Source organism: Micromonospora sp. NPDC049051 (assembly GCF_043197575.1).
In the GTDB taxonomy this organism is placed as follows: domain Bacteria; phylum Actinomycetota; class Actinomycetes; order Mycobacteriales; family Micromonosporaceae; genus Micromonospora.
The window spans coordinates 1,200,622-1,217,720 of sequence record NZ_JBICTL010000001.1 but is presented as its reverse complement, the minus strand read 5'-3'; the positions used below and the strand labels follow the sequence as shown (position 1 = coordinate 1,217,720).

16 protein-coding genes, 1 tRNA gene and 1 pseudogene are annotated in these 17,099 nt (G+C 74.5%); 4 read left to right on the top strand and 14 right to left on the bottom strand.

The genetic code is table 11. The annotated features are described in order from the left end of the window. Positions 1–136: 136 nt before the first annotated feature. The 3 genes and pseudogenes from ACGFIR_RS05825 to ACGFIR_RS05815 form a co-directional block, all read left to right on the top strand. A pseudogene (locus ACGFIR_RS05825) lies at positions 137–1,212 on the top strand (SGNH/GDSL hydrolase family protein); the annotation flags it as partial. Next, positions 1,186–1,989: an SGNH/GDSL hydrolase family protein gene (locus tag ACGFIR_RS05820; protein WP_393001345.1), complete on the top strand. Its 804-nt coding sequence runs from the start codon at positions 1,186–1,188 to the stop codon at positions 1,987–1,989. The pseudogene ACGFIR_RS05825 and the gene ACGFIR_RS05820, both read left to right, overlap by 27 nt. Before the next feature lie 158 nt (positions 1,990–2,147). Then, positions 2,148–3,410 carry an acetyl-CoA C-acetyltransferase gene (locus tag ACGFIR_RS05815; protein WP_392999963.1) on the top strand — a complete coding sequence of 421 codons (1,263 nt, stop codon included), beginning with the start codon at positions 2,148–2,150 and terminating at the stop codon, positions 3,408–3,410. 75 nt (positions 3,411–3,485) lie between these two features. Here ACGFIR_RS05815 and ACGFIR_RS05810 read toward each other — a convergent pair whose 3' ends face one another. The 3 genes from ACGFIR_RS05810 to ACGFIR_RS05800 all read right to left on the bottom strand — a co-directional run bounded on the left by ACGFIR_RS05810 (position 3,486) and on the right by ACGFIR_RS05800 (position 5,251). Next, on the bottom strand, positions 3,486–3,806 hold the full coding sequence (locus ACGFIR_RS05810; RefSeq protein ID WP_392999965.1) for a hypothetical protein: 321 nt from the start codon (positions 3,804–3,806) through the stop codon (positions 3,486–3,488). Between the two features lie 437 nt (positions 3,807–4,243). After that, positions 4,244–5,059, bottom strand: a complete 816-nt coding sequence (locus ACGFIR_RS05805; protein ID WP_392999967.1) for a Bax inhibitor-1/YccA family protein — start codon at positions 5,057–5,059, stop codon at positions 4,244–4,246. 111 nt (positions 5,060–5,170) lie between these two features. After that, positions 5,171–5,251: transfer RNA gene (locus ACGFIR_RS05800), tRNA-Leu, on the bottom strand. A 102-nt stretch (positions 5,252–5,353) separates the two neighbouring features. Between ACGFIR_RS05800 and ACGFIR_RS05795 the strand changes: the two genes are divergently transcribed. Continuing rightward, entirely contained in the window at positions 5,354–7,189 is a 1,836-nt protein-coding gene (locus ACGFIR_RS05795; RefSeq protein WP_392999969.1) for a hypothetical protein, read from the top strand. 169 nt (positions 7,190–7,358) lie between these two features. On the opposite strand, the gene ACGFIR_RS05790 is transcribed toward ACGFIR_RS05795, so the two are convergent. From ACGFIR_RS05790 to ACGFIR_RS05740, 11 genes are all read right to left on the bottom strand, one after another. Next, entirely contained in the window at positions 7,359–8,690 is a 1,332-nt protein-coding gene (locus ACGFIR_RS05790; protein WP_392999971.1) for an NAD(P)/FAD-dependent oxidoreductase, read from the bottom strand. 104 nt (positions 8,691–8,794) lie between these two features. Further along, on the bottom strand, positions 8,795–9,355 hold the full coding sequence (locus tag ACGFIR_RS05785; RefSeq protein WP_392999973.1) for a hypothetical protein: 561 nt from the start codon (positions 9,353–9,355) through the stop codon (positions 8,795–8,797). A gap of 173 nt (positions 9,356–9,528) precedes the next feature. Continuing rightward, on the bottom strand, positions 9,529–10,941 hold the full coding sequence (locus tag ACGFIR_RS05780) for a DUF58 domain-containing protein (RefSeq protein ID WP_392999975.1): 1,413 nt from the start codon (positions 10,939–10,941) through the stop codon (positions 9,529–9,531). Then, on the bottom strand, positions 10,941–11,945 hold the full coding sequence (locus ACGFIR_RS05775) for an AAA family ATPase (RefSeq protein ID WP_392999978.1): 1,005 nt from the start codon (positions 11,943–11,945) through the stop codon (positions 10,941–10,943). Before ACGFIR_RS05775 ends, ACGFIR_RS05780 begins: the two co-directional genes overlap by 1 nt. Continuing rightward, entirely contained in the window at positions 11,942–12,529 is a 588-nt protein-coding gene (locus ACGFIR_RS05770; RefSeq protein WP_393143397.1) for a hypothetical protein, read from the bottom strand. Before ACGFIR_RS05770 ends, ACGFIR_RS05775 begins: the two co-directional genes overlap by 4 nt. A 64-nt stretch (positions 12,530–12,593) precedes the next feature. Beyond that, a complete protein-coding gene (locus ACGFIR_RS05765; protein WP_392999982.1) occupies positions 12,594–13,340 on the bottom strand; it encodes a DUF4129 domain-containing protein in 747 nt (248 codons plus the stop codon). 78 nt (positions 13,341–13,418) lie between these two features. Continuing rightward, positions 13,419–14,159 carry a uracil-DNA glycosylase gene (locus ACGFIR_RS05760; RefSeq protein ID WP_392999984.1) on the bottom strand — a complete coding sequence of 247 codons (741 nt, stop codon included), beginning with the start codon at positions 14,157–14,159 and terminating at the stop codon, positions 13,419–13,421. After that, a complete protein-coding gene (locus tag ACGFIR_RS05755; RefSeq protein WP_392999986.1) occupies positions 14,152–14,838 on the bottom strand; it encodes a dienelactone hydrolase family protein in 687 nt (228 codons plus the stop codon). Before ACGFIR_RS05755 ends, ACGFIR_RS05760 begins: the two co-directional genes overlap by 8 nt. A gap of 198 nt (positions 14,839–15,036) precedes the next feature. Beyond that, positions 15,037–15,519, bottom strand: coding sequence for a hypothetical protein (locus tag ACGFIR_RS05750; RefSeq protein WP_392999988.1), 483 nt, complete (start codon positions 15,517–15,519; stop codon positions 15,037–15,039). Positions 15,520–15,636: 117 nt separating this feature from the next. After that, positions 15,637–16,677 (bottom strand): HAAS signaling domain-containing protein, encoded by a 1,041-nt coding sequence (locus tag ACGFIR_RS05745; RefSeq protein ID WP_392999990.1) that lies wholly within the window; start codon positions 16,675–16,677, stop codon positions 15,637–15,639. After that, a complete protein-coding gene (locus ACGFIR_RS05740) occupies positions 16,674–17,006 on the bottom strand; it encodes a PadR family transcriptional regulator (protein WP_392999992.1) in 333 nt (110 codons plus the stop codon). The genes ACGFIR_RS05745 and ACGFIR_RS05740 overlap by 4 nt, the downstream gene beginning before the upstream one ends. Positions 17,007–17,099 lie beyond the last annotated feature (93 nt).

Genomic DNA, 17,099 nt, shown 5'->3' with positions numbered 1-17,099 from the left:
CCACGTGCCAGGATGACGCGCCCGCGCAAACCGTCCCCCTGTCACCCGTGGAGGTACCCAGGACCGTCGACTTCCAGGCACCCGCGAGCCGACACGACGACAGCGGCGTGTCGTGCCGGCGCGATAATGTCGCTGTATGGGGGTCGCTGGTTCCGTCGTCCCGGTCGGTCCGCGCTGGCAGCGCGCTCTGCAGGTCGCCCGCCTCGCGGCGATCGGCACGGTCGCCACGGCCGCGGCCGCGGCGGCCACCGGCGGGGTGCTCCTCGGGCAGGCCCGGCAGGCCCGGCGCACCATCCCGATGGCCGAGGCGCCGCCGCCACGCTGCGACGGCGTCTACGGCGCGAAGCTGCCCGGCCCGCCGGTCACCGTCGTCGTGCTCGGCGACTCGTCGGCCGCCGGCTACGGCGTGCACCGCCGCCGCGAGACGCCCGGCGCCCTGCTCGCCACCGGCCTGTCCCGTCGTCTGCAACGCCCCGTCCGGTTGCACCGCTTCGCCGTGGTCGGCGCCATCTCGGCCGTGCTGCGCCACCAGGTGGAGGCGGCGCTGGAGTGCCGGCCCGACGTCGCGGTGATCCTGATCGGCGGCAACGACGTGACCAACCGCACGCCGCCCGCCCTGGCGGTGCGCTATCTGGTCGAGGCGGTCCGGGCGTTGCGCGCCGCCGACTGCGAGGTGGTCGTCGGCACCTGCCCCGACCTGGGCGCGATCCAGCCGATCCGGCCGCCGCTGCGCTGGCTGGCGCGCCGCTGGAGCCGGCAGCTCGCCGCCGCGCAGACCGTGGCCGTGGTCGAGGCCGGCGGCCGGACGGTCTCCCTCGGCGACCTGCTCGGGCCCCGGTTCGCGGCCGAGCCGACCCGGATGTTCGCCTGGGACCGGTTCCACCCCTCGGCGGAGGGCTACGCGGCGGCCGCCGCCGTGCTGCTGCCGACCGTGCTGTCCGCGCTCGGCGCGGGGCAGGAGCGGCGCCCGGCCCACATCCGGGGCGAGGGCGTACGGTCGCTGCCACAGGCCGCCCAGGAGGCTGCCCGCCACCCGGGCACCGAGGTCAGCGGCACCCGGGTCAGGGGGCGCGAGCGCGGCCCCGCCGGCCGGTGGGCGCAGCTGCGCCGACGGGCCTTCTTCGGTGTCGGCGCTGTGCCGCAGCCAGGCCCCGCCGCCGACTCACCCACACTGGAGGGACTGGCATGAGCGAGCGCTTCATCCCCTCGGGGCTCGCCAACCGACTGGGCCGGGCAACGGCGCTCGGCCTCATCGCCGGCACGGTCGGCGGTGCCGCCGTCCTCGCCGGTCAGGCTTTCGCCGCCCGGCACCGCCGGTACGCCCAGCCGGAACTGGCGCTCGCCCTGCGCGCCACGATCGGGCGCGCCGACGCGTCGCCGCTGCGGCTGGTGCTGCTCGGCGACTCGTCCGCCCTCGGCGTCGGGGTCGGCCGACTCGACGAGACCATCGGCGGGCAGCTGGCAAACCTGCTCGCCGAGGGCCCGAACGGCCGCCGGGTGCACCTGTCCAGCGTCGGCGTCTCCGGCTCGCGCTCGACGGACCTGGCCACCCAGGTGGCCCGGGCGCTGCTCGGCGAGCGCCCCGACGTGGCGGTGATCCTGATCGGGGCGAACGACGCCACCACCCTGCGTCGTCCGGTGGAGGCAGCCGCCTACCTCGGGGCGGCCGTGCACCGGCTCCGCGAGGCCCGGGTGGAGGTCGTCGTCGGCACGTGCCCCGACCTGGGTGCCGTACGCGCGATCGCCCCGCCGCTGCGCAACGTGGTCGGCTGGTCGGGACGGCGGGTGGCCCGCGCCCAGACGGCGGCGGTGCTCGATGCCGGCGGCACGGTGGTCGACCTGGCCACCGAGACCGGGGCGGTGTTCCGGGCCGACGCCGGGACGCTGTGCCACGACGGCTACCACCCCTCCGCCGACGGCTACCGGGTCTGGGCGCACGCCCTGCTGCCGGCCGTCGCCGCCGCCGCGGCGGTCGCCTCCCGGCACTGACCCGCCCGGCCCGCCGGTGGACCACGGCCGCCGAAGTGTGCCGTCCCGCCCCCGGCCCGGGGGCCTCCCGGTGCCGGCCGGTTCTCTTGCCCGGGCGTGACATTTCCCGGCCGGCGGGCAGCTTCCGCCCGAAGTTACCGACGGGTTAACGTTGGTTCATGCCGACCGAGTCGTCCCGCGACGCCGTCATCGTCGCCACCGCCCGCTCCCCCATCGGCCGGGCGCACAAGGGGTCCCTGCGCGACGTCCGCCCGGACGACCTCGCCGCGACCATCGTGCGTGCCGCCCTGGACAAGGTCCCCCAGCTCGACCCGGGCGAGATCGACGACCTCTACCTGGGGTGCGGTCTGCCCGGCGGCGAGCAGGGCTTCAACATGGCCCGGGTGGTCGCCACCCTGATGGGCCTGGACACCCTGCCCGGTGCCACGCTCACCCGTTACTGCGCGTCCTCGTTGCAGACCACCCGGATGGCGATGCACGCGATCCGGGCCGGCGAGGGCGACGTGTTCGTCTCCGCCGGCGTGGAGACCGTCTCCCGGTACGCCCGCGGCAACTCCGACGCGCTGCCGAAGGAGGCGCAGGCGCTGGTCGGCGGCGGCTGGGAGAACCCGCGCTTCGCCGCCGCCGCCGAGCGTTCCCGGGCCCGCGCCCAGGGCGGGGCCCCGGTCTGGACCGACCCGCGCGAGGCCGGCGAGCTGCCGGACATCTACCTGACCATGGGTCAGACCGCCGAGAACCTGGCCCAGGTGTACGACGTGAGCCGCGCCGACATGGACGAGTTCGGCGTACGCAGCCAGAACCTCGCCGAGAAGGCGATCGCCGACGGCTTCTGGGCCCGGGAGATCACCCCGGTGACCACCCCGGACGGCACGGTGGTCGGCACCGACGACGGCCCCCGCGCCGGGGTCACCCTGGAGGGCGTCGCCGGGCTGAAGCCGGTGTTCCGCCCCGACGGCCGCATCACCGCCGGCAACTGCTGCCCGCTCAACGACGGCGCCGCCGCCGTGGTGATCATGAGCGCCCAGCGGGCGAAGGACCTCGGGATCACCCCACTGGCCCGGATCGTCTCGACCGGCGTGACCGCCCTCTCGCCGGAGATCATGGGTCTCGGCCCGGTCGAGGCCACCCGGCAGGCACTCAAGCGGGCCGGCATGACCATCGACGACGTCGACCTGGTCGAGATCAACGAGGCGTTCGCCGCGCAGGTGATCCCCTCGTACCGCGAGCTCGACATCCCGCTGGAGAAGCTGAACGTCATGGGTGGCGCGATCGCCGTCGGGCACCCGTTCGGCATGACCGGCGCCCGGATCACCGGCACCCTGCTCAACGCCCTGGACTGGCACGACAAGACGATCGGCCTGGAGACCATGTGCGTGGGCGGCGGCCAGGGCATGGCGATGGTCCTCGAGCGCCTGAGCTGAAGCCGGCCAGGGCATGGCCGGGGGCCGACAAGCACCTGAGCTGAGACCGGCCCTCGGGCCGGGGATCCGGGCAGGCTAGAGCGCGTCGCGGGTCGCCGTCACCTCGGCGGCGGCCCGCGCCAGCACCTCGGGCGGCGGGGCGGCGGCGACCAGGTCGGCGGCCACCACCCGGAGCTGGTCGGGCAGCGCCAGGTCGTTGTCGAGCCGGGGCACCGTCCGGCGGGATCCGCCCTCGACGTCGGCGACCAGGTTGGCGATCTCCTGCACCAGCCGGTGCACCAGGTCGGCGCGGGACACGTTGCCACCGGCGGCTACTGCCGCCCAGCGGGGCTGCTGCCAGTGCCCGACCTGACGCACCAGCAGCTCGACCGCCCGTTCCAACTCCCCACCACCCACGCCCCGAGTCTACGAACCACCCCACCGGCCCGAACGGGTCGGGCACGAACCGCTGCCGGCCGAGCCCCGCCCGGGAGCCGCCGATGCCCCGCCCCCCGGCCGCCCTGCCTTCCGCCCGCCCCACCTACCTCCCACGCGCAGGTCGGGCCCGAGCGCGTCCGGCACCCGCCCGCCCACCCACTCGCCCCGTCGATCATGGACTTGCGGTGGGCAACTAAGGATGTTCTGCCCTTTTTGCCGGGCACCACAACTGCGTGATCGACGGCGTGGGCCGGGGCGGTTCGTGCGGGGGCGGGCGGGGGCGGGACGAAGCCGGGTCGACGGCTGCTCGACGTGCTGATCCCGGCACGGGGAAGGCGGGGTGGGGAAGGTGGGTGGGACGACGGCGCCCGCCCTCGCGGATGCGGAGGCGGGCGCCGGTCGGTCGCGGGCGACGGTCAGTCGTCGCCCTGGAAGTAACTCAGCAGGCGCAGGATCTCGATGTAGAGCCAGACCAGGCTGACCAGGATGCCGAAGGCGGCGACCCAGGAGTAGCGCTGGGGCAGGCCCATCCGGACCCCGTCCTCGATCTCCTTGAAGCTGAGCACGAAGCTCAGCGAGGCGACCACGATGCAGACCAGGCTGAACCCGATCGCCAGCGGGCTGCCGTCGCGCAGGCCGGTGTTGACGCCGAAGAGCGCGAACACGAGGTTGATCAGCATGACGGCGAAGAGGCCCGCCATCACGGCGATCATGCCCTTGACGAACTTCGGGGTCGCCCGGATGACCTTCGCCTTGTAGAGCATGGCCATCACGAAGAAGACGCCGAACGTGGCGGTCACCGCCTGGACCACGATGCCGTCGTAGAGCGAGTCGAAGAACTTGCTCACCATGCCGACGAAGACGCCCTCGACGACGGCGTACGCGACGACCAGCGCCGGGTTCGCCATCCGGGAGAACGAGATGACCAGGCCGAGGACCAGGCCGACCACCGCCGCGCCGATCCACGCCGCGCCGAGCAGGGCGTCGGGCACGAGCACCCAGGCGGCCGCGGCGGAGACGCCGAGGATGCCGAGGAGCGTGACGGTCTTGACCACCACGTCGTCGATCGACATGGTGTTGACGGTCGGCGGGGCCGCCGGGTAGCCGGCCTCCGTCGGGTACTGCTGGGGATAGCCGGGCTGTCCGTACGGCCCGGTCGGGGCGTACCCGGCGGAGCGCTCCCGCTCGGCCGCCTGGCCGAGCCGGGCGAGCACCGGGTTCGAAGTCTTCACTGTCAGGCCTCCCTCAGGGGGTCGTTGCACGTGAACGTGCACCCTCAAGAGTAAACGCCCAGGGCAGCCGAGTGGAGATCGCCAAGCTGAGCGGAAGCTGAGAGTGCGGCGTGCCCGGGGCGGGGGTCGAACCCGCACGCCTTGCGGCAGCCGCTTTTAAGGCGGCCGTGTCTGCCTTTCCACCACCCGGGCGGGTGACACCGCGCGGGTCGACACGCGCGGTGCAGTGTCACGGTAGCGGGTCGGCGGCGACCCGGCGTACCCCTGCGTCCGGGTCGCACTAGGGTCGAGACCGTGAGCAGCGCAGCCCCCACGGCCCCCGACGCGGTCCCTGACCAGGCTGTCGTCGCCACCGACCGGCCGTCCCGCCGACTCCGGCCGGCGCGCCTGCTGACCGCCGTGCACCGGCGCCGGGCGGACGTCACCGTCGCGCTGGTCTTCGTGGCGCTGGCCGGTTGGCTCACCCACGGGCTCTGGCCCGACCCGGCGGCCCGCGTCCTGGCGCTCAACCCCGAGGACCAGGCCCTCTACGAGTGGTTCCTCGCCATCGACTCGCGGGCGCTGCTCGGCGACTTCGACCTGCTCACCCGACGGCTCAACGCGCCGGACGGGGTCAACCTGATGACCAACACCACGGTCATCGCGCTCGGCGTGCTTTTCGCCCCGGTGACCCTGCTGCTCGGCGCGCCCGTCACGTTCGCCCTGCTCGCCATGGCGAACCTGGCCGGCACGGCGGTCGCCTGGTATCTGCTCTTCACCCGGCTCCTGCGCGCCCGCCGGGTCGCCGCCGCGCTGGGGGCGGCGCTCTGCGGATTCGGCCCGGGGATGGTCTCGCAGACCAACAGTCATCTGCACATGACCGCGCAGTGGCTGGTTCCGGTGATCGTCTGGCTCGTGGTCCGCCTGCTGCGGGCCGCCGACCCGGCGACCACGCTCGACGGGCGGCCGGACCGCCGGCGGGTGGTCAGCTCGGCCGTCGGCCTGGCGGCGGCGGTCACGGCACAGGTCTTCGTCGGCGAGGAGGTGCTCTTCCTCTGCGCGGTCACGCTGCTGGTGATGGCGGTCACCTACGCGGTCGCGGACCGGCGCCTGGCCCGCCGCGCCCTGCCCGGCTTCGCCGCCGGGATGACGCTCGCCGCCGGGCTGGCGCTGCTCGTACTGGCGGGGCCGCTGTGGTTCCAGTTCGCCGGCCCGCAGGGTGTCGCGGACGGCATGTTCAGCCCGCACTACTTCTCGGCGGACCTGCGCAGCTGGTGGACGGTCTCGCCGCTGTCGATCGCGGGCGACGACGGGGCCGCCCGGCTGACCACCGGGCCGGCCGAGTACAACACCTTCCTCGGGCTCCCGCTGCTGCTGGTCGCCGCCGGCTGCGCGCTCTGGCTGGGCCGTCGTCCGCTGGTGGTCGCGTGCGTGGCCGGCACGCTGGTGACGGGGGCGCTGTCGCTCGGCCCCCGGGTGGTCGTCGACGGCGAGCGCACCGGCGTGCCGGGCCCGTACGCGCTGCTGTCGGGACTGCCGGTGGTGGATGGTGCGCTGCCGATGCGGTTCGCCCTCGCGGCGCTCCCGCTGGTCGCCACCCTGCTGGTGCTGGCGGTCGACCGGGCGCTGCGCGGCACCGGCCGGGCCCGCCGCCTGGTTCCGGTGGCGGTCGGCCTGGCGCTGCTGCCGCTGCTGCCGGCGCCGCTGCCCACCGCCGAGCGCCCGCCGCTGCCCGAGTTCGTCACCGGCGGGCACTGGCGTCAGTGCGTCGAGCCGGGCGGGGTGCTGGTGCCGGTGCCGCTCGCCACGCCCAAGCAACCGTGGCCGATGCGCTGGGCGACCGCCGCCGACGCGGCGTTCGGCATGCCGGAAGGCTTCTTCATCGGCCCGTACGGTCGCGGCGGCACGGCGGCGATGGGCACCTACCCGCGGCCCACCTCCGCCCTGCTGGCCGAGGTCGCCAGGCGCGGCGGGCAGCCGGTCGTCGACGACGGGCAGCGCCGGCAGGCCGCAAAGGACGCGGACTTCTGGGGGGCCTCCTGCGTGGCGCTGGCCGTCGACACCCCACACGCCGACAGCCTGCGCGGCACGTTGGAGCAGCTCTACGGGCCCGCCACCCGGATCGCCGACGCCTGGACGTGGCGCGTCTGACCTCGCGCCCGGGCGCGACGCCGGCTACGGCCGGACGACGGGCTGGGGTCAGGGTGGCGGACTGGCGCGCCCGCGCCCGTCGACCGCCGGACAGGCGGGAAGGCCTCTTCCGACCGGACCAGCGCGAAGGCCCCTCCGGCCGGGGACGGAGGGGCCTTCGTGTGGCTGGTCAGGCGCGACCGGCGCCCACCGGCTGGGACGCCTCGGCGAACTCCTCGCGCGGATCGTGCAGCTGCCCGAGGGCGACGACCTCACGCTTGAGCACGAACGCCAGCGACCAGTCGACCACGACCCGGACCTTGCGGTTCAACGACGGGATCCGGCTCATGTGGTACGTCCGGTGCATGAACCACGCCGGCCAGCCGGTCATCTTGATCCCGTACACCTGGGCCACGCCCTTGTGCAGGCCGAGGCTGGCGACGCTGCCGGCGTGCTTGTGCTTGTACTCCACCGGCTCCCGGCCGCGTACGACGTTGACGATGTTGTCGGCCATCCGGGCGGCCTGGCGGACCGCGTGCTGCGCGCTCGGCGAGCAGTAGTTGCCGGGCTCCTTCGTCAGGTCCGGCACGGCCGCGCAGTCGCCGGCGCTCCAGGCGCCCTCGACCACCCGGTCGCCGTCGACGACCTGGAGGGTCGGCAGGCAGGTGACCCGCCGCCGCTCGTCGCGGGGGAAGTCCGTCGCGTCCAGCATCGGCGACGGCTTCACGCCGGCCGTCCAGACGATCGTGTCGGAACGGAAGGTGTCGCCGTCGGAGAGCTTCACGACCCCGTCGAGGCAGGACTCGAGGCGGGTGTCCAGCCTGATGTCCATGTTCCGCTTGAGCAGCTGCTGCACGGTGTAGGCACCCATGTCCCGGTCGACCTCCGGCAGCACCCGCTGGGTCGCCTCGACCAGCACCCAGCGCATGTCCTCCGGCTTGAGCTCCGGGTAGTACTTCAGCGCGTCGCGGGCCATGTCCTCCATCTCGGCGAGCGCCTCGATGCCGGCGTACCCGCCGCCGACGAAGGTGAAGGTCAGCGCCGACCGGCGGACGGCCGGGTCCGGCGTGGCGGCGGCAACGTCGAGCCGGTCCAGCACGTGGTTGCGCAGGTAGATGGCCTCACCGATGGTCTTGAAGCCGATGCCGTGCTCGTGCAGGCCGGGAATCGGCAGCGTCCGGGACACCGAACCCGGGGCGACGACGACGTGGTCGTACGGGATCTCCCGGGTGGGGCCGCTGATGGGCTGCACCACGGCCGTCTTACGCGCGTGGTCGATCCGCGTCACGGTGCCCGCGACCACCTTGCACCGCCGCAGCTCCCGCCGCAGCGGCACCACGGAGTGCCGGGGGGAGATGTTGCCGGCCGCGGCCTCCGGCAGGAACGGCTGGTAGGTCATGTGTGGCTGAGGGTCCACCACGACGACCTCGGCCTCACGGGAGCTGAGCTTCTTCGACAGGCGCAGGGCCGCGTAGAGACCGACGTGCCCGGCACCCACCACAAGGATCCGCTTCGGGTTCACGTCATCTATCTTTCCCCGCGCGGCCCGGCTAATCCCGCTCGCGCCCCTTCTCTGTGACCGAACACAAGCCCTGTGACCTGCACGACTTGCCCCAAAAGTGCCCGTCACCTGCGGCGCAGCAGCCACCCCAGCAACGCCGCCACCGCCACCGCCACGAGCAGGCCGACAACCGTCGCCGCCTGGTGTCCGGCGTCACCACCGAGCCGGCCGACCTCGACCAACAGCACACCGAGGACGAAGGTGGCCAGCAGCACCCCGCCGGCCCGCGCCAGCCAGCGCACGATCAGGTCCGGATCGACCACCGCGTCGTACGGCAGCACGGCGGCCAGCGCGCAGAGGGTGTGGGTGAGGTAGAGGACCGCCGCCACGGCGAGCAGCCGCCAGAGGGCGATGGGCCGCCCGTACCCGTCGGTGGCGACCAGCCAGCCGCCGACCGTGACCAGCGCCGCGAAGGTCGGCCAGACCCGGCGCGGCCCGACCGCCGGCAGCACCGCCACCGCCACGAGAGCGAGCAGCGGCCGGCCGAGGAGCACCTGCGACGGGTACGCCAGCACGAGGCCGACCAGCACGGTGAGGAAGATGCCGGCGCGCACCAGCAGCGGCGTCAGGCTGATCCGAGCCGCGGCGTAGCGCAGCGCCCGGACCCGCTCGGTGACGGCGTTCATGGGTGCCACCTTCCGTTCGCGACTGCGGGACTCCGCTGCGCCGCGTTCCTCGCGCTCACCGGGCCCACCTTCCGTTCGCGACTGCGGGACTCCGCTGCGCTGCGTTCCTCGCGCTCACCGGGCCCACCTTCCGTTCGCGACTGCGGGACTCCGCTGCGCTGCGTTCCTCGCGCTCACCGGCCGACCCTGGGTGCGGTCGCCAGACGGGCCACGTCCCGCAGCACCTCGTCGAGGCTGCCCGCACCGGCCCAGCGCACCACCGGCACGCCGTGCTCGCGCAGCTGCCCGATCATCGTGTCCCGGTCCAGCCGCCACAGCCGGTACGCCACCTCGGCCCAGCCCCGGTCCTTCGGCGGGGCGAGATCCGCCGGCAGGGTGTCCACCGCGACCACGAACCGCCCGGAGCGGGCCAGCCGGGCCAGCATCTGTGCCGACCGCTCGTCGAGCAGCGGGGTGAGGACCACCACCAGCGCGTCCGCCGACAGCAGCTGCGGCCCGAAGACCTGGTCGTACGGCTCGTGCGGGGAGGACTCCGCCCGCACCTCCAGCAGCCACTCCAGGACCGTCAGGTACTGCCGGCGGCCGGTGGCCGGACGCAGCCGCCGCGCGGCGGGGCCGTACTCGAGCATCGACACCCGGTCGCCGCGGTGCAGGTAGTGCTCGGCGATCGCGGCGGCGGCCCGGACGGTGGTGTCCAGCACGGAGGCGGCACCGGAGACACCCCCGGAGCGGCCGGCCTCGGCGAGCACGTCGAGCAGCACCACCACCTCGGCGTCGCGGTCGGAGAGGGTCGCCGCCACGTGCAACTGCCGGGCGCGCAGCGAGACCCGCCAGTCGATACGACGCAGCCGGTCCCCCGGGGCGAAGACCCGTACGCCGGCCAGCTCGCCGCCCTCGCCGGGACGGCGCGAGTGGTGCGCGCCGACCAGGCCGGCCGCCCGGGGCATCGCCTCGACCGCGTCGAACGGCTCGGTCCTCGGATAGATGCGCAGCCGGGCCGGTTCGGCGATCACGGCGCGGGAGACCAGCAGCCCCTGTGCGGCGGCCACCCGGGCGCCGGCCGGACCGATGGGGTGCCGGCCCCAGCGCAGGGCGGTGCCGGACAGCTCCAGATCCACGGCTGCCGCCGTCGGGACGGCCGTCGCGAAGGGCCGCTCGGCGACGGACGGGGCGTTTGCCGAAGCGGCGCCGGACACCGCGGTCGCCCCGGCGATCGTGGCCCGCTCCACCCGCAGCCACGGCGAGACCCGGCTGCGCAGCACCGCCACGTCGTAGTCGAGCAGGTCGGGGTTGCCGACGGTGACCGTGCCGGTCAGCTCGCCGCCCTCGACGAGGTGGCCCTCGTCGGCGGTGATCCAGACCTGTGGCAGGGCGGTCGGCCGGCGACGCAGCGCGTACGCGGTGCCGAGCGCGAACGGGGCGGCCAGCACGACCAGGTCCACCCGGCCGAGCAGCACCCCCGCGATCAGCAGCAGCCCGGCGAGCAGGACCGCCCGGCCGAGCGCCCAGGTGGGCGTCCAGCCGGTCGCGGGTTCCGGCTCCTGCGGTGGCGACTCGGCCCGGGGCGACACGGCGGGCACGACCATCAGTGCGCGGGGCCGGCGGCGTAGCTGGGCAGCGCTCCGCTGGCGGGGGCCGGGGTCGCCTCCAGCACCTCGCCGACCACGAAGGACGGGTCGACGCGGCGCAGCCACATCTCCGGGCGCAGCGTGATCCGGTGCGCCAGGGCGGGGGCCGCCACCTCCTTGACGTCCTCGGGCACCACGTAGTCGCGGCCGGACATGACGGCCCGTACGCGGGACAGCAGCAGCAACGCCAGCGAGCCGCGTGGCGAGGCGCCCACCAGCACCGACGGGTGCTCACGGGTGGCGGCGGTCAGGGCGACGATGTAGCGGCCGACGGAGTCCTCCACGACCACGTCCTCCAGCGCGGCCTGCATGGCGCGCAGGGTCGCCGCGTCGACCACCGGCTTGATGTCCGCCTCCTCGCGGCGACGGGCCATCCGCCGGCGCAGCACCTCCCACTCCTCCTCGGCCTCCGGGTAGCCGAAGGAGACCCGGAGCAGGAACCGGTCGAGTTGCGCCTCCGGCAGCGGGTAGGTGCCCTCGTACTCGATGGGGTTGGCGGTGGCCAGCACGTGGAACGGCTCGTCCAGCTTGTACGTCACGCCCTCGACCGAGACCTGCTTCTCCTGCATCGCCTCCAGCAGGGCCGACTGGGTCTTCGGCGGGGTCCGGTTGATCTCGTCGGCGAGGAGCAGGTTGGTGAAGACCGGCCCGGCCCGGAACGAGAAGTCGCCGCTGCGCTGGTCGTACAGGAACGAGCCCGTCACGTCGGCCGGCAGCAGGTCGGGGGTGAACTGGAGCCGGCGGAAGTCCAGCCCGAGCGCCTGCGCGAAGGACCGCGCGGTCAGCGTCTTGCCGAGGCCCGGCAGGTCCTCCAGCAGCACGTGCCCGCCGGCCAGGATCCCGGCGAGGACCAGTTCCAGCGCGTCCCGCTTGCCCACCACGACCTGACCGACCGCCTCCAGCACCGACCGGGCGAGGTGGCCGACCTCGGTGGCGGGCATCCTGCGGTCCACGTCGTTCATATCTTCTCCAGTTCGGCGACGATCGCCGCGAGGTCGCGCGGCGACGGGGGGCGGCGGGAGGGGGTGCTGAGGAAGGTCCAGAGCCGCTCGCCGAGCAGGGCGCGGGCCCGCTCCGGGTCGGATTCGCGGGTCAGGCCGTGCCGCTGGCGCAACCGTTCGTCGGCCAACTCGCCGATCCGGGGCAGGATCCGTTCGGCGAACCGCTTGCGGTCCCTCGCGGCCCAGTCGAGCGGCCGTTCCCAGCCGTTGATCGCGGCCCGCAGCGCGTCGCGGGCGCCCCAGTTCCAGGTGCCGTCGTCGTCGGCGGCGGCCGGCACCCGCCTGCCGGAGCGGGGCGGGGGCGGGGGCGCCAGGGCGGCGACGACGCGGCGCACCAGGAACAGTGCGACGACCCCGGCGACGAGGACCGGCAGGGAGACCTGAAGGCCCACCGCGCGCAGGGCGGCGACGAGCACGACCACGACGGCCGCGACGCCGGCCAGCGGGCGGAGCACCCGACCGGCCCGTCCGCCCCGGGACCGCTCGACGGGCGCCGGCCGCTCCTCCTCGAAGCTCAGCAGGTCGTCGATGCTGGTGCTGCTCACCGCGCCACCCCGCCCCGCCGGTCGGGTGCCGGCCACGCCCCGGTCACGTCGGTATCGGTCCCGGTCACGCGGGCACCTCGGCTGCGTCGGCGGCCACCACGGCGGTCAGCTCGCCGCGCAGCCGGCGCAGCGCGGCGCGGGCCTGGTCGCGGGTGCGCTGGTCGACCTCGCGGGTGGCGTACCGGGCCTCGCGGTAGACGTGGGCGAACTCGGCCAGCACGTCGGCGCTGGCGATCGCCGGGACGCCCGCCGACGGGTCGCCCCGCAACAGGCGGGTGACCAGGTCGGTGGGGGTGTCGCCGGCCAGCCGGGGCACGCCGGCCCCGGCGGCGGCCTCCTCCAGGCGGACCCAGCAGGCGATGACCGCCGTACGGGGGTCGACGTCCCGGTCGTCCAGCTTCTCCAGGCCGGCGTCGAGGGCGGCGGCCACCTCGCGGGCGGTGCCCTCGGGCGTACGCCGGGGACCCCGGGCCGGCAGTGCCCGGGTGGTACGCCGCAGCATGCCCCGGGCCAGCGTCCAGGTGAGGTAGCCGAACGCGGCGAGCAGGGCCAGCCCGAGCAGCACGAGGGCGCTGGTGAGGAGCCACCCCGGGATCCGCGCCCCGGTGGCCTCGGCGGTGTCCCGCGGCTCGACGGGGATCGACGGGACCGGCTCGGCGGTCGGGTACTCGGGGACGTAGGGAATGCTGTCGGCGGCGGGCGGGATCCGGCTGGCGCCGATCGACGAGTGGGCGGACGACAGGGCGGCGCCGGCCAGCAGGAGCACCACCGCCGCGACCGGCCACCACCTGCGCAGAACGCTGATCACCATCGAGGGCTACCTCCGGGCCACCGGGGCGACTCGCACGGGCCGACCCGTCGCGTCCGTCATCGCCACCGCCCCCACGCCTCAGTCCACCCCGGCCAGTTTCTTCGCCCGGGCGAACACGTCGTCCAGCATCCCTGGTGTCAGCCGCCCGGTGAAGGTGTTCTGCTGGCTGACGTGGTAGCAGCCGAGCAGCTCCGGTGCGCCCGTGCCGGACCAGTGTGCCCCATGGCCGAACGCCGGTCGCGGGCTGGGCGGGCGCAGACCGTACACCTGGCGCAGCGCCGGCCACCACGAGGCCCATGCGAACGCGCCCAGCGCGACCACGACGCGCAGGGTGGGCCGGATCAGCGCCACCTCGCGGTGCAGCCACGGCGCGCACGTGTCCCGCTCCTCGGGGGTCGGCTTGTTGTCCGGCGGGGCGCAGCGCACGGCCGAGAAGATCCGCAGGTCGCGCAGGGTCAGGCCGTCGTCGGCGGCGACGCTGGTCGGCTGGTTGGCCAGCCCGGCGCGGTGCAGCGCGGCGAACAGGACGTCGCCGGAGCGGTCGCCGGTGAAGATCCGGCCCGTGCGGTTGCCGCCGTGCGCGGCGGGCGCCAGGCCGAGGATGGCGATGCGCGCGTCGGCGACGCCGAAGCCGGGCACCGGGCGGCCCCAGTACTCCTGGTCCCGGAAGGCCGCCCGGCGGACGCGGGCCACCTCCTCCCGCCACCGCACCAGCCGGGGGCAGGCGAAGCAGTCGGCGACGGCGGCGTCGAGGTCGGCCAGGTCGGTCGCCCGCGCGGCGCGGGCGAGGACCTCGTCGGGCGTACGGGGCTCAGCCAAGCTTGGCCCGGAAGAGTTCGAGGGTACGGGCCCAGGCGGTGGCGGCGGCGCGCTGGTCGAAGTTCTCCGGCCGGTCCTCGTTGAAGAAGGCGTGCGAGGTGCCGGGGTAGTCGTGGACCTGGCAGGTGCCGCCGGCGCTCTCGATGGCGCGGCGGACGGTGCGTACGCCGTCGGCGGCGGAGGTGCCGTCCTCTTCGGAGCAGTGGATGAGCGCCGCCTTGCCCGCGTAGTCGGGCCACTCGGGGCGCATCCCGTCCCACGGCAGCCGGGGGTAGAAGGCGGCGGTCGCGACGATCCGCTCGGAGCGGGTCGCCGCCCAGAGGGCCAGGCTCGCCCCGGCGCAGAAGCCCGCGCAGCCCACCTTGCCGGCGACCTCGGGCCGCCCCGTGAGGTATTCCGCCGCGCCGGCGATGTCCGCCGCCGCCTCGTCCATCTGCGCGCTGTTCAACATCTGCCGAGGCTCGCTCGGCTTGCTGGCCGGACCGCCGTGGCGGAAGTCTGGGGCGAGGGCGACGAAGCCGGCCTCCGCGAAGCGGTCCACGACCGCCCGGACGTGCGGCACCAGGCCCCACCAGTCCTGGATGACGATGACGGCAGGGCTGGTCGCACCGCCGGAGGGTATCGCGAGATACCCCTCGCCTGTCCCCCCGTTGCCGCGGTAGCTCACCATCTCGCCCATCGGCCGTCCTCCTAGCGGTCAGTAATCGCTGGCTGGTCGCACAGTGTTGCTACGTGTCGGTAGCCTGCCACGCCGCGAGCGCCCCGGGGAAGACGCCGGAACAGTGGCATTCACCTCCTGTCGGCCGCCCCACCCACAGACGCCGACGGCGGCGCGGACGTCGTCCGCGCCGCCGTCGGCGGTCCTGTGCTGCCGGGGTCAGGCCTTCTTCGTCAGGCACAGCAGGTAGCCGGTCTTGCCCGGCTCGATGCTGTAGTAGACGTAGCCCTCCTGGCCCTCCTTGATGTACTCCCCGCACGCCTCGCCGGAGCGGGCCTGCGCCTGGGTCTGTCCGTCGACGCGGCCGACCACGCTGTAGACGGCGTCGGTGGAGGTGCACTCGACGACCTTCGCGCCGTCGACCTCCTCCTCCTCGGTGCCGGTCACCTCCGGCAGCTCGGCGATGCAGTCGCCGACCTTGGCCTCGGCGGTCTCGTCCTTGTTGAGGAAGTTGCTGATCGCCGAGCCGATGCCGAACTTGAGGCCCGCGACGACCAGGAACACGACGATCGCGCCCACGATGCCGAGCACCTTCTTGGATCCGGACTTCTCGGCCTGGGGCTCCGCCGGGGGCGGCGCCTGGACGGCCGACGGGGGCTGGGCGGCGTCCGGCGCGGGGGGCGGTGCGACCTGCTCTGACACGCGTTTTCCTTCCGGGGGGTGAGTGAGCAGACGACACCGTAGCGACCGGGGCCGACACTCGTTGCCCCGCTGGACTCATCCGTTCAGCTATTTCCCAGCTTCACTACGAGATCTCGTTCACGTCCGGCTCGGCGCCGGGGTGCCGGCCGGCATGTCCGTCGATGCGGGCGCGGGGGTCGAGGCACCCGCCGGCGTGGGCGTCGGGGTCGGGGTCGGGTCGCCGCCCGGCGCGGGCGAGGCGTCCGGGGTGGCGGGCGCCGGCAGCCCCGGCGGGTTCAGCCGGGGCGGGGCGCTGGCGGCCGGCCGGGGGCCGAACGGCGCCGACTCCGGGCAGTACGGGTACGGGCGCAGCAGCGCGTTGGCCAGGTTCAGGTCCGGCGGGTTCGGGCACATCGGATGGCCGAGCCGGATCGGGTCGCCGTTCTGGTCGAAGAGCCGGGCGTTCTCCACCAACCGGCCCTCGCTGTCGTAGACGAAGACGTCGCGGATGTGGTCGTAGCGGTCGTCGATCGAGACCTGCTCGTAGCTCAGGTCGCCGGAGCCGACGCGGCCGTTGACGTCGGCCAGGCCGATCAGCCCGAAGAACACCAGCACCGCCGTGCCGGCGTGCAGCAACCGCCGCTTGGGCCGGGTCAGGCCGGGCGTGTGGTGGCCGAGCCAGATCGAGGCGAGCACGCTGCCGGCGAGCAGCACCAGGCCGGCCAGCGTGCTGCCGTTGAGCTGGGGCAGCACGCCGGCCGAGTCGCCGGTCGTGAGCACCGTGAGGAGCATGGCGGCCAGGTAGCCGCGCAGCACCCACCACGCCGGCCGGAGCAGCCGGAGGAACTCGCTCGCGGTGGTGTACCCGAGGGGTGGCCCGAGTTGGACGTCCCAGCGGTGCGCCCGCGCGCGGAGCCGATCCACGGCGGCGCCGAGGCGACGGTGACGGCGTGCGGTGGCGCCGGCCGCGGCGACCCCGGCGGCGGCGCGCAGCTCGGCCGCGTACGCCTCGGGCTCGCCCAGCCGATCGAGAAGCGAACCGTCGGCCTCGGCGGCGACCTCGGCGAGGTGCTCCGGCAGGTCCTCGGTCAACTCGTCGCGGTAGGCCGGCGGCAGGTCGGCCAGCGCGGCCCGGACCCGTGCGGCGTAGTCCGCGATCTCCTGCTCCGTGACGGTCATGCCGCCATCCCCCGATCCTCGAGCAGTGCGTCCATGGTGGTGGCGAACGAGCGCCAGAGCTTGCCGGAGCGGGTGAGCTGGTCCCGGCCGGCGGCGTTGAGGGAGTAGTACTTGCGGTGCGGGCCGGATTCGCTCGGCACGACGTAGGTGGTCAGCAGGCCGGCGGCGTAGAGCCGGCGCAGCGTGCCGTAGACCGAGGCGTCGCCGACCTCCTGCAACCCGCCGTCGCGCAGCCGGCGCAGGATGTCGTAGCCATAGCCGTCCTCCTCCTTGAGCACCGCGAGGACCGCGAGGTCCAGTACGCCCTTCAACAGCTGTGTGGTGTCCACGCATTGCACACTAGTGTGCAATGCGCAGTACCGTCAACGAACCACGGCACGGATCGGACCGACTGCGGCCCGACGACCGCGAGCAGGCGGCGG